This window comes from Cryobacterium sp. Hh7 (genome assembly GCF_004403155.1).
Classification (GTDB): domain Bacteria; phylum Actinomycetota; class Actinomycetes; order Actinomycetales; family Microbacteriaceae; genus Cryobacterium; species Cryobacterium levicorallinum.
The window spans coordinates 146,778-162,312 of record NZ_SOHG01000016.1 but is presented as its reverse complement, the minus strand read 5'-3'; the positions used below and the strand labels follow the sequence as shown (position 1 = coordinate 162,312).

Here is a 15,535-nt window from a genome sequence, read left to right as displayed (position 1 = left end):
CGGGCCGTCACAGCTCCCGTTTCGGATCAAGGCACGTGTTTGAGAAGCTGGCACTTGTTCAAACCAGGGCCAACTTCTCAAACCAGTGCCAGGAGAGCGGATGCCCCGTCCGACTCAGTCGAACGCGGCCCGATTGCTGAACCGGGTGCGGTTGCCGCCGGCCGTGAGTGCACCACCGACCGCGACGACCGCCGGCAGCGCCACCACGATCAGGGCGAGCTGCAGCCACGGGGGCGTGAACGGCAGCAGAGACTGCCCAGCGGTATCGCGGGTCAGCGACAGCGCGAGCGACGGCACCAGGCCGAGCAGCACCCCAATAATGCTGCCGAGGCCGACGATCACCACCGCCTGCCAGAACCCGAACGCCCGGCGCACCCGTGGAGATGCCCCGAGCGAGGTGAGCACCGCGTTGTCCCGGTGCCCGTCAGCGCGGGCGAGTCCGATGGTGATCGACGCCGTGACCAGGGCGATGATCGCGGTGAGGGCAACGAGAACCCAGCTCCACGATGCGCCGAAGGCCTGTGGCCCTGGCTCGACCTGCACGAACAGACCTGGTTCGACGGCGGTGACGGCCCCCTGCACCTGGTCTTGCTGTGCCTGAGTCGGAGCCGCATTGAGGCTGCTGACGACCATGGTTGGTCGATGGTCCAGCTCCAGGGAATCGGCCGTCTCCGTGAGCATGAAGATCGCATACGGCAGCGGATGCTCCGGCGACTGCACGCTCCCGGCCAGCGCCACGCTGCGGGCCGGTGCCACGGTTGCGTCGAGGGTGGCCATCCAGTCGAGGTGGATCGTGTCATCGACCACGTACTGCTGGTAGGTGCTTACCGCACCGCCGGCGGCGAGCGTGGCCCGGGACTGGTCTGACACCGGCACGCCGAGAATGGCAGCGAAATCTGCTAAGTCGCCCACCCAGATGTGTTCGCTGATGCTCGACATCATCGGATCGAGGTAGTACGGCGTCGGGCAGCGAATGTCGGTGCGATCTTCCTGATGACCGGCCTCCGACCGAGTCGCGTCGCTCGGGCACGCCGTGCCCGGATCGAGGCGCGGGTACGCGAAAACGGGGGCTGTGCTGCCGGTTGCGGTCTCGCCGTCGGCCGGGGTCTCGACCCATGAGGGCGGGTTCGCGACGCTGTTGAGCAGGCGCGCCCGGGAGTCGGGAAAGGCCCCGTCCAAGGCGTTACGAACCTCTGGTCCGCTCTCCAGCAGCATCGTCCCGTACGGCGGTTCGTCGACGTAGGCGTTCAGGCTCACCCAGGCCGTGTCCTCGGGAACAGAATAGTAGTAGTCCTTGATCGAGTTCACCTGGAAGGTCGAGATGAGGCTCATCGCGAAGGCGGCGACGAAAACGCAGCTCATGATGGCAGCGAGGGCCGGCACGCTGCGCCCGGGATTCCGGGCCACGTCCCGGGTCGCCAGTCTGGCGCCAGGGCCGAACCGTGAGGCGAGCCCGGCGGCCCAGCGCAGAATCAGCGGAGCGAGGAACACCGCTCCGAGCTGCATGATCACCGGCCCGGCGATGATCAGGCCGATTCCGAAATTGGCCAGCCACACCTGATAGACGGGGAGGTATGCGGCGAGCTCGACCAGTCCGCCGGTCACAGCGACGATCGCACCGAGGGCCAGCAGGATGATCCCGGCCACTGGGCGTCGCCGCGTCGGGCGCGGCGGACGTAGGGCGCCGCGGAGCGCTCCCAGAACGTCGATCCGGCCGGCTGCCCGGGCCGGCACCGCGGCAGCGCACCAGCCGGCGAGAACGGCGAAGGCCGCGATGATCAGCAGCGACAGCAGATCGAGGTGAAACCCCGGATACCGCGCCGCGCTGCCGTTCGCCGAAATCTGCATGAAGATCCATGCGCCGGCCAGGCCGAGCACCGTTCCCAGGCCCGCTCCGACGGCGCCGAGGATGACGCCGCCGAAGGACATAACGCGAAACAGCATCCGTTTGTCGCCGCCGACGCTGGCCAGGGTTGCCAGGGTGAGCTGCTGGGTTCGGGCGCCGACGGTGAACGCGGCGCCGGCGAGCAGGGCCACCTCGAACAGGGCGAAGCCGCCGAGCAGAATGAGGAATGAATCAAAAAAGCTCAAGGAGACGGTGCCGTCCAGAGGATAGCTGCCCACCGGCGGCGGGTCGAGCAGCACGGAGCGGGAGAGCACGGTGGCGCCGCGCGGGTTGAGGTCGCCGATCTGGCTCCAGGTCAGCGGTGTGTCGGGCAGATACCACTCGGTCAGCAGGTCGGAATCATCGGGCAGGACCCCGTCGAAGGCGCCGGGGAGACCGTAGAACGAGACCGCCGCGTCGTCGAGCGAGGCGCTTCGGATCGTGCCGACGATGGTGAACTCGCCGGGCTCGGGGGCGGTGATCACAGCCGTCGACCCGACCGTTGCCCCCAAGCGGTCGAGCGTGGCGGCGGTTACCATGATCTCGCCATCATTCGCGGGTGCGGAACCGTTGGTGACATCCCATTTTCCGGCGAAGGACGCATCCCACGGCTGTCCCTGCACCGCAGTGAAGGAGCCGAGTCCGTTCTTCGTCTCGGCGACGATGTTGGCCTGCCTTATGGACAACAAACGGGTTCCGGCTGGGAACAGCGCGGCGGCGGTGACGGGCTCCGGCTCGATGGACTGCGCGGCTTCGCCGTTGAATGCCTCGTCGCTCGGCCCCCAACTGCGGTCGTTGAGCGGGTCCTGGGTGAACTTCGGGTCGGGCGACGCGACGATCATCACCCGCGCCTCTGTCGAGCCGAGTTCGAGCATGACCCGTTCGGCCGGGGAGGCGGTGTTGCTCGCTTCCACCGTGGTGATTCCGACCAGTCCGGCCACGGGAATGGCCACGAGCAGCGCGATCAGCGCGCTGCGGCCGCGGGATTGCAGGGCCATTCGCCGGGCGATCCGAAACGCGATCCGGGTACTACCCGAACGCTTCCCGCCAAGCGAACTCGGCTCAACGCTCATGTCGGCAGCCCGCTCAGCAGGCTCGACACAGCGGATGCCCGCGACTCGTCCACAATGCGCCCGTCGCGCAGAAAGACGATCCGGTCGGCCCAGGCCGCGTGGCGGGCATCATGGGTGACCAGAATGCCGCCGGCGCCGGCGTCGACTCGCGAGCGGAGCATCCGCAACACAAGCTCGCCGGTCGTGCTATCGAGCGCGCCGGTGGGTTCATCGGCGAGAATCAACGACCGGCCGCCGACGACGGCGCGGGCGATCGCCACCCGCTGCTGCTGGCCGCCCGACAAATCTGAGGGGAAATGCTGGGCCCGGTCACCGAGCTCGACGATATTGAGCGCATCGAGGGCTGGACGGTGCGCTTTCTTTGACGTCCACCCGTCGAGTTCGAGTGGCAGGCTCACGTTTTCGAGCGCGGTCAGTGAGGGAATTAGGTTGAAATCCTGAAACACGAAGCCGAGGCTGCGCCGGCGCAGGGTCGCGAGTTCGCGGGCCGAGAGCTGGCTCAGCCAGTGCCCTTCGACGACGACCTCCCCGGCCGTCGGTGGGGTGAGTCCGCCGGCCACCGTTAGAAGGGTCGATTTTCCCGAACCGGATGCCCCCATCACGGCCACGAGTTCGCCGCGGCGCACCGACAGGTCGACTCCCGCAAGCGCGGTGATCGCGGTCTCGCCGCGGCCATACTGCATCGAGATTCCGTCGAGCTGCAAGAGAATGTCGGAGCCGGTCATGCGTTGGCCGCTGCAGTCTTGGCCGGGCGACCGCGCTTGGGCACCTCGGTGTTGAGCGGCAGCGGAGCGGCCAGGCCGGCCGCGCGGGCTCTGGCCAGCCGGTGCTCCGAGTGGTCGAGCCAGCGTGCTTCCGCCTCGGCGGCGAAGATGAGCGAGTCGATCACGAGCAGCCAGGCCAGCTGCTCGGATGATTCCGGGTCGGCGGTCGCGTTCTTGGTGCGGGTCAGTTCCTGCAGGGTGCGCATGGTGGCGGTGCGCTGTACCTGAATCACCTGGGCGATGTCGACGCCGGGCAGCGTTACAGCGATCGCGAGCTTGATGGCGAGCTCGTCACGGGTGGCCATTGTACGCACCACGGGGGAGCCGAGCCAGTCGGCGACCTCCGCCCGTCCGGCATCCGTTATCTCGACGTAATTCTGACCGTCGGCGTCGATATCGGCCTTCTGCACCAGACCGTCGCGCTCCAGCCGATCGAGGGTGTTGTAGATCTGGCCAACGTTGAGCGGCCAGGTCGACCCGGTGCGCCGGTCGAATTCGGCCCGCAACTGGTAGCCGTAGCACGGCCCCTGGTTCAGGATGGCGAGCAGACTCTGGCGAACAGACATACGACCTCCGGCAATTCAAACGGCTATTAGTCACCGAGTATATACATACTCTGAAACAATATCGGGATGTGCCGGTGTTCGCTCTCGGCGATGCTTGCTGTCAGGCACTGTCAGCGGCGTTGCATAGACTCAATGAGTGTCGATTACCAAGGTAGAAACAGGTCCCAAACTCAGTGTGCGCGGAGCCCGCGTACACAACCTTCACAACGTAGATCTGGAGATTCCGCGCGATGCGCTCGTGGTCTTCACGGGTCTCTCCGGTTCGGGAAAGTCGTCGCTCGCCTTCGACACCATCTTCGCCGAGGGCCAGCGCCGCTACGTGGAGTCACTCTCGGCCTACGCTCGGCAGTTCCTCGGGCAGGTTGACCGCCCCGACGTGGACTTCATCGAGGGTTTGAGCCCCGCGGTCTCGATCGACCAGAAGTCCACCAACCGCAACCCGCGGTCCACGGTCGGCACGATCACCGAGATCTACGACTACATGCGCCTGCTCTGGGCCCGTATCGGCGTGCCGCACTGCGCGATCTGTGGCGAGATCATCCAGTCGCAGACCGTGCAGCAGATCGCCGACCAGCTGATGGAACTGAAGGCGGGCATCCGCTACCAGGTGGTCAGCCCGGTCATTTCGCAGAAGAAGGGCGAATTTGTCGACCTCTTCCAAGAGCTCGCCGGTGGCGGTTACTCCCGTGCGATCGTCGACGGCACCCAGATTCAGCTGAGCGAACCGCCCACTCTCAAGAAGCAGCAGAAGCACGACATTTCCGTTGTTGTCGACCGTCTGGTCGCCGGCCCCGAACTGCTCAGTCGCCTCACCGACTCGCTCGAAACGGCGCTCAAGCTCACCGACGGCCTCGTGCAGATCAACTTTCTCGACGAGGAAGGCGACAAGGCCTGGCAAAACTACTCCGAGAAGCTCTCCTGCCCGAACAACCACCCGGTGCAGCTGACCGAAATCGAACCGCGCACCTTCTCGTTCAATGCCCCGTTCGGCGCCTGCCCGGAGTGCTCCGGCCTGGGCACCCGCATGTCGGTCGACGAAGACCTGCTGCTCGGCGACCCGGACCTGAGTATCGCCGAGGGTGTCGTGCTGCCCTGGACCACCCAGGGCAAGGGCCTGTTCCAGTACTACGAGAAGCTCCTCGACGGTCTCGCCCGCGACCTCGATTTCTCGCTCGACACCCCCTGGGGTGACCTGACCAGCGAGGTGCAGAACGCCGTCATGCGCGGCGATAACTTCGAGGTGCGGGTCAAATGGAAGAACCGCTACGGGCGTGAAATGAGCTACACCTCCGGCTTCGAGGGTGTCGTGCCCTACATCGAACGCCAGTACCTGCAGGCCGAGAGCGACACCCAGCGGCAGCGCTGGTCGGAATACCTGCGCGAGGTCGACTGCCACGTCTGCAAGGGCACGAGGCTCAAGCCCGAGGTGCTCGCCGTGCTCGTGCACGACGCGAGCATTGCGGATGTCTGCGCGCTCAGTTTGAGCGACGCCCGCGAGTTCATGGACCAGCTCACGCTCACCGACCGCGAGGCCGCCATCGCCGCCCAGGTTCTGCGCGAGATTCGCGCGCGCCTCGACTTTCTCATTCGAGTCGGGCTCAACTACCTCAACCTCGCCCGGGCTGCGGCGACCCTCTCCGGCGGTGAGGCACAACGCATCCGCTTGGCCACTCAAATTGGTTCCGGGCTCACCGGGGTGCTCTACGTGCTCGACGAACCCAGCATCGGCCTGCACCAGCGTGACAACCGTCGCCTGATCGAGACGCTGGTCACCCTGCGCGACCTCGGCAACACGCTCATCGTGGTCGAACACGACGAAGACACCATCAAAACCGCTGACTGGATCGTCGACATCGGCCCCGGTGCCGGGGTCAACGGAGGACACGTCGTGCACTCCGGCTCCTACGAGGGGCTGCTCGCCAACACCAAGTCGCTCACCGGCGACTACCTGGCCGGGCGCAAGTCCATCGCCACCCCGACGACCCGCCGCCCGATCGATCCGGAGCGTCTCATCGGCGTCACCGGTGCCGAGGCCAACAACCTGCAAAAGGTCTCGGTGACGTTCCCGCTCGGCACCTTCACCGCCGTAACCGGGGTCAGCGGATCCGGCAAGTCATCGCTGGTCAACGACATCCTCTACCGCGTGCTCGCCAATCGGCTGAACGGCGCCCGCAAGCTGCCCGGCAAGCACACCAGGGTCACCGGTCTCGAGCAGCTCGACAAGGTCATCCACGTTGACCAGGCACCCATTGGCCGAACCCCGCGCTCCAACCCGGCCACCTACACCGGCGTGTTCGACAAGATCCGCACCCTGTTCTCCGAGACCATCGAATCGAAGACCCGCGGATACCTGCCCGGTCGCTTCAGCTTCAACGTCAAGGGCGGCCGCTGTGAAGCCTGCTCGGGTGACGGCACCATCAAGATCGAGATGAACTTTCTGCCCGACGTGTACGTGGCCTGCGAGGTGTGCGGGGGAGACCGGTACAACCGCGACACCCTCACCGTGCACTACAAGGGCAAGAACATCGCCGAGGTACTCGACATGCCGATCAGCGAGGCGGCCGATTTCTTCGAGCCGATCTCGTCGATCCACCGTTTTCTCAAGACGCTGGTCGAGGTCGGACTGGGCTATGTGCGCCTCGGCCAGAGCGCCACGACCCTCTCCGGCGGCGAGGCCCAGCGGGTGAAACTCGCCACCGAGCTGCAGCGCCGTTCCAACGGTCGCAGCGTATACGTGCTCGACGAGCCGACCACGGGCCTGCACTTCGAAGACGTGCGCAAACTGCTGCTCGTGCTCAACAGCCTCGTCGACAAGGGCAACACCGTCATCGTGATCGAGCACAACCTCGACGTCATCAAGAGCGCCGACTGGGTGATCGACCTCGGCCCAGAGGGTGGTTCCGGCGGTGGCAAGGTACTCGCGACCGGCACCCCTGAGCACCTCGCCACGGTCAAGAAGAGCTTCACCGGTTCCTTCCTGAAGGAGGTCCTGGCTGCCGGCTAGGCGGCCGCGAGGCCATGTCTGATGCCCTGAGCTATCGCCCGAAAACGGGCGAGATTCCCACGACCCCCGGGGTCTACCGGTTTCGCGATGCGACCGGGCGCATCCTCTATGTCGGCAAGGCCAAGAACCTGCGGGCCCGGCTGAGCAACTACTTCGCGCCGCTGTACAGCCTGCACGAACGTACCCGCCGCATGGTCACCACCGCGACCGGGGTCGAGTGGACGGTCGTCGGCACCGAGGTTGAAGCCCTGCAGCTCGAGTGGATGTGGATCAACGAGTTCGATCCGCCGTTCAACGTGCAGTTCAAGGACGACAAGTCCTACCCCTACCTCGCCGTCACCCTGGGCGATGAGGCGCCGCGCGCTCTCGTCACCCGCACCGAGAATATCAAGGGCGCCCGCTACTTCGGGCCGTACCCCAAGGTGTGGGCCGTGCACGAAACCATCGAGCTCATGCTCAAGGCCTTCCCCATCCGTACCTGCAACAACGCCAACTACAAACGGGCCATGCAGAGCGGCAAGCCGTGTTTCGCCGGCCAGATCGGGCGCTGCTTCGGCCCCTGCTCCGGCCTGGTCTCGATGGAGGATCACCGCAAGATCGTCAATGATTTCGTCAGCTTCATGAGGAGTCACGACAAGAAACTCATCAACGAGCTCACCCAGGAGATGAAAGACGCAGCAGCGGCGCAGCAGTACGAAATCGCCGGCAAACGGCGCGACCAGGTGCGGGCGCTCAACGCCGTACTCGAGAAGAGCGCCGTCGTGCTGCGGGACAACGTCGACATCGACCTGTTCGCCATCGAGCAGGACGAGCTGGCCGCCGCCGTGCAGCTGTTCATCGTGCGGGGCGGTCGCATCCGCGGTGTGCGCGGTTGGATGGTCGACAAGGAGCTCGACGTGACCAGGAGCGAGCTCATCGACTCCATGATGCAGACGGCCTACAACAACGAGTCGAAGCCGCCGCGCGAAATCGTACTTCCCGAACTGCCCGACGACGCGGAAGCCCTCGAGACCTGGCTGGCCGACCTGGCCGGGCGCAAGGTGCGGCTGGTGGCCGCGCAGCGCGGCGAGAAGGCCGCCCTCCTCGTCACGGCCACCAACAACGCCAAACAGGCCCTCATGCTCTACAAAACCCGGCGTAGCTCCGACTTCGTGGCACGGTCGAAGGCGCTCGAAGACATTCAGGAAGCCCTGGAGATGCCGGCCGCGCCGCTGCGGATGGAATGCTACGACGTGTCCCACCTCAGCGGCACCAACATCGTCGCATCGATGGTTGTCTTCGAAGACGGGTTACCCCGCAAAGACGAATACCGCCGCTTCAACATTCCAGTGTCCACCGACGACACCGACTCGATCTACCAGATTCTCACGCGCCGGCTGGCCTACCTGAAACCCGAATCCGGGGCAGCGGATGCCGCAGATCCCGCTCCGACCGCAGTCGCCGGTCAGAGCGACATCGCCCAGGTCGAGCAGAAGCGAGCCAAATTCAAGTACCAGCCCAACCTGCTCATCGTCGACGGCGGCCAGCCGCAGGTCGCCGCAGCCAAACGGGCACTCGCTGAATCGGGCGTGACCGGAATTCAACTGTGTGGCATCGCCAAGCGGCTCGAAGAAATTTGGCTGCCCGACTCCGACTACCCGGTGATTCTGCCGCGCAACAGCGACGCGCTGTTCCTGATTCAGCGCATCCGCGACGAAGCTCACCGGTTTGCCATCACCCATCAGCGCATCCGACGTAAGAAGGACGTAGCCTCGATCTTGGGGGAGATTGCCGGGCTCGGCCCCGCCCGGGTCAAGGTGCTGCTGCAGCATTTCGGTTCGGTGGCCCGGCTCAAGGTCGCATCCGTGCAGGAAATAGCAGATGTTCGCGGCATCGGCCCGGTGCTGGCCGAGGCGATCCATGCCCATTTGCGCGCGTGAACCGCCCACCGCTGGGTAGGCTGGATAGTCCCACAACTTTTCATTAAGGCGCTTTGAACGTATGACTACGGATCCCGACAAGCAGGAAGTGCTGATCGTCACGGGAATGTCCGGGGCGGGTCGTTCGACCGTCGGCAATGCGCTGGAAGATCTCGACTGGTACGTCGTCGATAATCTGCCCCCGCAAATGCTGCGGCCCCTGGTCGATCTGGTCGAACGTGCCGGTACCAACCTGCCCAAGATCGCCGCCGTGGTCGACATTCGCGGCCGCGATCTGTTCGGTGACTTTCTCGAAACCGTGCAGCAATTGAGAAGTAACACGCAGGTTCAGGTGATCTTCCTCGAAGCGCGGGATGACGCGCTCGTGCGCCGCTTCGAATCGGTACGTCGGCCGCACCCTCTGCAGGGTGATGGCACCCTGCTCGATGGCATCGCGGCGGAGCGGTCTCGCCTGCTGACCGTGCGGGAGTCCAGCGACCTGGTCATCGACACCTCAGACCTCAATGTGCACCAGCTGGCGACGGCCATCACTGAGCGATTCGCCGCAGCCGGATCGGCCGGCGTGCAGCTCACCATTATGAGCTTTGGCTTCAAGTACGGCCTGCCGACGGATGTCGATCTGGTGGCCGATGCTCGCTTCCTGCCGAACCCGTTTTGGATCCCAGAGCTGCGGGCGCACACCGGTGTCGATCCGGAAGTGAGAGACTTTGTACTTGCCCAAAATGGTGCCCTCGAATTTATCGACCACTATGCGGCCGCCCTGGCACCGGTTTTGGCCGGGTACCAGCGGGAAAACAAACGCCATGCCACGATCGGTATCGGCTGCACCGGAGGCAAACATCGCTCCGTCGCCATGGCCCGGGAACTGGCGTCTCGACTCGAAAAACTTCCCGGAGTCGTGGTTAATATCAAGCACCGCGACCTCGGACGCGAATAAGCGAGGCCGGGCGCAGCATCCGCTGCTCCACCGCACTCTCATCCCTCAGACCTAACGCAACTGATCAACAGAATGGAAAAGCGATTGGCACTCACCGCCGACGTTAAAGACGAACTTTCGCGCGTGGAGGTCTCCAAGACCACCGTGCGCGCGGCCGAATTGGCCACTATTCTTCGGTTCTCCGGAGGTTTGCACATGATCAGCAGCCGCATCGCGATCGAATCCGAACTGGACACGGCCATTCTGGCTCGCCGGGTGCGGAAGGACCTCGCCGAGCTCTACGGAGTGCGCAGCGCCCTGCAGGTCATTGCCGCCGCCGGCCTGCGCCAGTCCAGCCACTACCTCGTGCAGGTCATCGAGGGTGGGGAGACACTGGCACGACAGACGGGCCTGTTGGATGCCCGTCGGCGCCCGATTCGAGGTCTGCCCAACCGTCTCACCACCGGCTCGAAGGAAGAAATCGCCGCCGTCTGGCGCGGAGCCTTCCTCGCCCACGGCACTCTGACGGATCCGGGCCGTTCGGCGGCCCTCGAGGTCATCTGCCCCGGCAATGAAGCCGCCATGGCATTGGTCGGCGCTGCCGGACGCCTCGGCGTCGCGGCCAAGGCGCGCGAAGTTCGCGGGGTGCACCGGGTAGTCATCCGTGACGGCGATGCCATCGGGGCGATGCTCGTGCACATGGGCGCCACCAACACCGTGCTCAACTGGGAGACACTGCGGCAGCGTCGCGAAGTGCGTGCCACCGCCAACCGGCTGGTCAACTTTGATGACGCGAACCTGCGCCGTTCGGCCGAAGCCGCGGTCGCCGCCTGTGCCCGCGTTCAGCGCGCCATGGACATCCTGGGCGAAGATATCCCCAAACACCTGCGCTATGCCGGCGATCTCCGCCTCAATTTTCGTGACTCCAGCCTTGATGAACTGGGCCACCACGCCGATCCGCCGATGACCAAGGACGCCGTCGCCGGCCGGATCCGCCGCCTGCTCGCCATGGCAGACAAGAAAGCGGTCGAGCTTGGCATCGAGGGAACCGACGTTCCCTACCCGGTTCACCCGGAAGACGCCTGACGTCATCAATTCTGTGCCGGGGAACCGCGCAGGTACACTTGAATGTGCTTACAAGGTCGCCGCATCCGATGTGGCGCCACCACTGAAGAGGAGATAAGTAATGGCTGAATATATCCTGCCCACCCTTGACTATGACTACTCGGCTCTCGAGCCCAGCATCAGCGGTGCCATCATGGAACTCCACCATGGCAAGCACCACCAGGCGTATGTCACCGGCGCGAACACCGCGCTGGCCCAGCTCGCCGAGGCCCGCGACAGCGGCAGCCTCGCCAACGTGAACAAGCTGCAGAAGGACCTCGCCTTCAACCTCGGCGGCCACGTCAACCACTCCATCTTCTGGACCAATCTCTCCCCGAACGGTGGAGACAAGCCGGTCGGCGAACTCGCCGCCGCGATCGATGACAACTTCGGTTCCTTCGATAAGTTCCAGGCGCACTTCACCGCCGCTGCCCTGGGCGTGCAGGGTTCCGGCTGGGCAGTTCTAGCCTGGGACTCCATTGGCCAGCGCCTGATCATCCAGCAGTTCTTCGACCAGCAGTCCAACTTCGCTGCTGGTACCGTTCCGGTTCTCATGCTCGATGTCTGGGAGCACGCCTACTACCTCGACTACCGCAACGTGCGCGCTGACTACGTCAAGGCGTTCTGGAACATCGCCAACTGGGCGAACGTTCAGGAGCGTTTCACCGTCGCACGCGAGAAGACCAACGGCCTGCTGCTACTCTCGTAGCCTGCCGGTGCCCCACCCCAGCATTTCGGTGCGCGGGCGGGGCACCGCTGTTTTCCTCCAGTACCCAGTAGTGCATCACTTTTCATCGCGCCAGTCGGCGCCCTTTTCTAACAGGAGTTATTTGTGTCCGTAAAGATCGGCATCAACGGATTCGGCCGTATTGGCCGTAACTACTTCCGCGCAGCCCTCGCGAAGGGCAGCGACATCGAAATCGTCGCCGTCAACGACCTCAGCGACCCCGCGTCGCTCGCACACCTGCTCAAGTACGACTCCGTCGCCGGTCGTTTGAACGCCTCGGTCGAGGTCGACGGTGACAATATCGTTGTTAACGGCAAGCCCATCAAGGTGCTCGCCGAGCGCGACCCGGCCAACCTCCCCTGGGCAGCCCTGGGCGTCGAGATCGTCATCGAGTCCACCGGTCGCTTCACCAAGGCCGTCGACGCGCAGAAGCACATCGAGGCCGGCGCCAAGAAGGTCATCGTCTCTGCCCCGGCAACCGGTGCTGACGTTGCCACGCTTGTGCTCGGTGTGAACGAAGACACCTACGACGCGGCGATTCACAACATCATCTCGAACGCGTCCTGCACCACGAACTGCCTCGCGCCGCTCGTCAAGGTGTTCCTGGACAACTTCGGCATCGAGCGTGGCCTCATGACCACGATCCACGCCTACACCGCAGACCAGAACCTGCAGGACGGCCCGCACAGCGACCTTCGTCGTGCCCGTGCCGCCGCGCTGAACATCATCCCGACCTCTACTGGTGCCGCTAAGGCACTCGGCCTGGTCATCCCGGAGAGCGTCGGCAAGCTCGACGGTTACGCGCTGCGCGTTCCGGTTCCGACCGGCTCGATCACCGACCTCACCCTGACGGCCTCGCGCCCGGTCACGGTCGAAGAAGTGAACGCCGCCTACAAGGCTGCAGCCGAGGGCCCCCTCAAGGGCATCCTCAGCTACACCGAGGACCCGATCGTCTCCAGCGACATCGTTGGCGACCCGCACTCCTCGATCTTCGACGCCGGCCTCACCAAGGTGATCGGCGACCAGGTCAAGGTTGCTTCCTGGTACGACAACGAGTGGGGTTACTCCAACCGCCTCGTTGACCTCACCGAGTTCGTCGCCGAGCGACTCTAACGGCCCCCGGTGACGTTACGCACGATTGACTCGCTTGGTTCCCTCACCGGCAAGCGGGTTATTGTCCGCTTCGACCTGAATGTTCCGTTGAAAAACGGGCAGATCACCGACGATGGACGAGTGCGGGCGTCACTGCCCACCCTCAACGCCCTCGTCGCTCAGGGCGCCCGCGTGGTGATTGTTTCTCACCTCGGGCGTCCCGACGGGGCTGTTGATCCCCAGTACAGCCTGAAGCCGGTCGCTGCTCGCCTGAGCGAACTGGTGGCCCTTCCGGTCGCCTTCGCCACCGACACCGTTGGCGCCTCGGCCACCGAGGCCGTGGCAGCGCTGCAGAACGGTGAAATCGTCGTCCTGGAAAACCTGCGCTTCAACGCCGGAGAAACCAGCAAAACGGATGCCGATCGCGTCGCGTTCGCCCAGCAGCTTGCGCTGCTCGGCGACGCGCTCGTTTCGGATGGCTTCGGCGTTGTCCACCGCAAGCAGGCCAGCGTGTTCGATCTCGCCTCGCTCCTTCCGAGCGCTGCCGGACTGCTCATCGCGGCCGAACTCGACGTGCTTGATCGCCTCACCGAAAAGCCAGAGGCGCCGTACACGGTCATCCTCGGCGGGTCCAAGGTGAGCGACAAGCTCGGCGTCATCGGTCACCTGTTGCCGCGCGTGAATTCGCTGCTGATTGGCGGCGGAATGCTATTCACGTTCCTGGCCGCGCAGGGGCACCAGGTCGGCGCGAGCCTGCTCGAAAGCGATCAGATCGACACGGTTCGCGGTTACCTGGCCGAGGCGGATCGCCTCGGGGTCAAAATCGTGCTCCCCACCGATGTCGTTGTCGCCTCGAAATTCGGTGCAGATGCCGAACACATCATCACACCGGCCGACGGTATCGAGAACACCCCGTTCGGCGCAGCCGGACTCGGCCTCGACATCGGACCAGACACCGCTCTGGCGTTTGCCGAAATAATTCGGGCATCGAACACGGTGTTCTGGAATGGCCCGATGGGCGTTTTTGAACTCGCACCGTTCGCGGAGGGCACCCGTACCGTGGCCGCCGCACTCACCGAGGTCACCGGCCTCAGCGTGGTCGGCGGTGGCGATTCCGCCGCGGCCGTGCGTATTCTCGGTTTCAACGACGACCAATTTGGTCATATTTCTACCGGCGGCGGTGCCAGCCTCGAGTTCCTCGAAGGTAAGCGCCTGCCAGGACTGGAGGTCCTCGGATGGCAGTGAACATTAACCCTCGGCGCACACCGCTGATTGCGGGCAACTGGAAGATGAACCTGGACCACCTCCAGGCCATCGCCTTCGTGCAGAAGCTCGCCTGGAATCTCAAGGACGCCAATCATGATTTCGCCGCCGTGGAGGTGGCAGTTTTTCCGCCGTTCACCGACCTGCGCAGCGTGCAGACCCTGGTTTCGGCCGACAAGCTGCCGCTCGCCTTTGGTGCGCAGGATGTCTCGGCGCAGGAATCCGGAGCCTACACCGGCGAGATCTCCGGGGCGTTCCTGGCTCAGCTGGAGTGCCAGTACGTCATCATCGGGCACTCCGAACGCCGCACCCTGCACAATGAGTCCGATGAGCAGGTCGCCGCGAAGGTGACCGCAGCCTTGAAGCACAATCTCGTGCCGCTGATCTGCGTGGGCGAAAGTGCTGAAGACCTCGCCGTTCACGGTCCAAGCGCCGTTCCCGTGGCTCAGCTGCGTGCCGCCCTCGCCGGCGTCACCAACGCCGCCGATATCGTCGTCGCGTACGAACCGGTTTGGGCCATTGGGTCCGGACAGGCGGCAACGCCTGAACAGGCCGAACAGGTCGCCGCAGCCCTACGCGGCGTTCTCACCGAACTGCTTGGGCAGGACGTCGCCGACAAGACCCGCATCCTCTATGGCGGTTCGGTCAAAAGCGGCAACATCGCCGCGTTCATGCGCGAACCCAATGTTGACGGTGCCCTGGTCGGCGGTGCGAGCCTGGATATTCCAGAGTTCTCCAGCATCATCCGCTATCAAAAGCACGTCGGTCTCTAAACCGACGCGCACCCTCCCGGTCGTGAGCGAGGGGGTTGCCCGTGTGGCAACCCCCTCGCTTGTGCACTGAAGGGTATAATTACGATGGTCTGGGCGCCAGAGTTGCGTCCACCGTGTTTTGAAAGGTTTCGTGTGGAGATTCTCCAGGTCGTCATGCAGGTGCTCGTCGGTATTACGAGCCTCCTGCTCACCATGCTCATTTTGTTGCACAAGGGGCGGGGTGGTGGGCTCTCCGACATGTTCGGCGGCGGTGTGACTTCCAACCTGGGAGCGTCGGGGGTGGCCGAGCGAAACCTCAATCGGATCACGATCATTCTGGGCCTGCTCTGGATCTCCTGCATCGTCGTTCTCGGATTGATCACGAAGTTTGACACAGGGGCTTAACTTTTCGACCAGTGCGGAGTTACCCTGAGGTTTCCGGTGCACTTTGTCGTGCACAGGCTTTCACG

The 15,535-nt window shown here is 64.5% G+C and carries 12 protein-coding genes; 9 read left to right on the top strand and 3 right to left on the bottom strand.

All coding sequences use genetic code 11. From position 1 onward, the window contains the following. Positions 1-114: 114 nt before the first annotated feature. From E3T43_RS05780 to E3T43_RS05770, 3 genes are all read right to left on the bottom strand, one after another. On the bottom strand, positions 115-2,883 hold the full coding sequence (locus E3T43_RS05780; protein WP_166791244.1) for an FtsX-like permease family protein: 2,769 nt from the start codon (positions 2,881-2,883) through the stop codon (positions 115-117). Between the two features lie 71 nt (positions 2,884-2,954). Continuing rightward, the gene (locus E3T43_RS05775) at positions 2,955-3,683 is read right to left on the bottom strand and encodes an ABC transporter ATP-binding protein (RefSeq protein WP_134471669.1); all 729 of its coding nucleotides are present in this window, start codon (positions 3,681-3,683) and stop codon (positions 2,955-2,957) included. Beyond that, a complete protein-coding gene (locus E3T43_RS05770; RefSeq protein WP_092448542.1) occupies positions 3,680-4,288 on the bottom strand; it encodes a PadR family transcriptional regulator in 609 nt (202 codons plus the stop codon). The genes E3T43_RS05775 and E3T43_RS05770 overlap by 4 nt, the downstream gene beginning before the upstream one ends. A 136-nt stretch (positions 4,289-4,424) precedes the next feature. Between E3T43_RS05770 and uvrA the strand changes: the two genes are divergently transcribed. The 9 genes from uvrA to secG all read left to right on the top strand — a co-directional run bounded on the left by uvrA (position 4,425) and on the right by secG (position 15,470). After that, positions 4,425-7,292, top strand: a complete 2,868-nt coding sequence (gene uvrA / locus E3T43_RS05765; protein WP_104132814.1) for an excinuclease ABC subunit UvrA — start codon at positions 4,425-4,427, stop codon at positions 7,290-7,292. Between the two features lie 14 nt (positions 7,293-7,306). Beyond that, a complete protein-coding gene (uvrC, locus tag E3T43_RS05760; RefSeq protein ID WP_134471668.1) occupies positions 7,307-9,211 on the top strand; it encodes an excinuclease ABC subunit UvrC in 1,905 nt (634 codons plus the stop codon). 61 nt (positions 9,212-9,272) lie between these two features. Next, positions 9,273-10,148 (top strand): RNase adapter RapZ, encoded by an 876-nt coding sequence (gene rapZ, locus E3T43_RS05755; protein ID WP_092448545.1) that lies wholly within the window; start codon positions 9,273-9,275, stop codon positions 10,146-10,148. An 84-nt stretch (positions 10,149-10,232) separates the two neighbouring features. After that, positions 10,233-11,213 (top strand): DNA-binding protein WhiA, encoded by a 981-nt coding sequence (gene whiA / locus E3T43_RS05750; RefSeq protein WP_092448546.1) that lies wholly within the window; start codon positions 10,233-10,235, stop codon positions 11,211-11,213. Positions 11,214-11,313: 100 nt separating this feature from the next. After that, positions 11,314-11,940: a superoxide dismutase gene (locus E3T43_RS05745; protein WP_092448547.1), complete on the top strand. Its 627-nt coding sequence runs from the start codon at positions 11,314-11,316 to the stop codon at positions 11,938-11,940. Between the two features lie 123 nt (positions 11,941-12,063). Further along, on the top strand, positions 12,064-13,071 hold the full coding sequence (gene gap / locus E3T43_RS05740; RefSeq protein ID WP_134471667.1) for a type I glyceraldehyde-3-phosphate dehydrogenase: 1,008 nt from the start codon (positions 12,064-12,066) through the stop codon (positions 13,069-13,071). Between the two features lie 9 nt (positions 13,072-13,080). Beyond that, the gene (gene pgk / locus E3T43_RS05735; protein ID WP_134471666.1) at positions 13,081-14,295 is read left to right on the top strand and encodes a phosphoglycerate kinase; all 1,215 of its coding nucleotides are present in this window, start codon (positions 13,081-13,083) and stop codon (positions 14,293-14,295) included. After that, entirely contained in the window at positions 14,286-15,086 is an 801-nt protein-coding gene (gene tpiA / locus E3T43_RS05730) for a triose-phosphate isomerase (RefSeq protein ID WP_170851537.1), read from the top strand. The genes pgk and tpiA overlap by 10 nt, the downstream gene beginning before the upstream one ends. A 132-nt stretch (positions 15,087-15,218) precedes the next feature. Then, positions 15,219-15,470: a preprotein translocase subunit SecG gene (gene secG, locus E3T43_RS05725; protein WP_092107845.1), complete on the top strand. Its 252-nt coding sequence runs from the start codon at positions 15,219-15,221 to the stop codon at positions 15,468-15,470. The last annotated feature ends 65 nt before the right edge of the window (positions 15,471-15,535 follow it).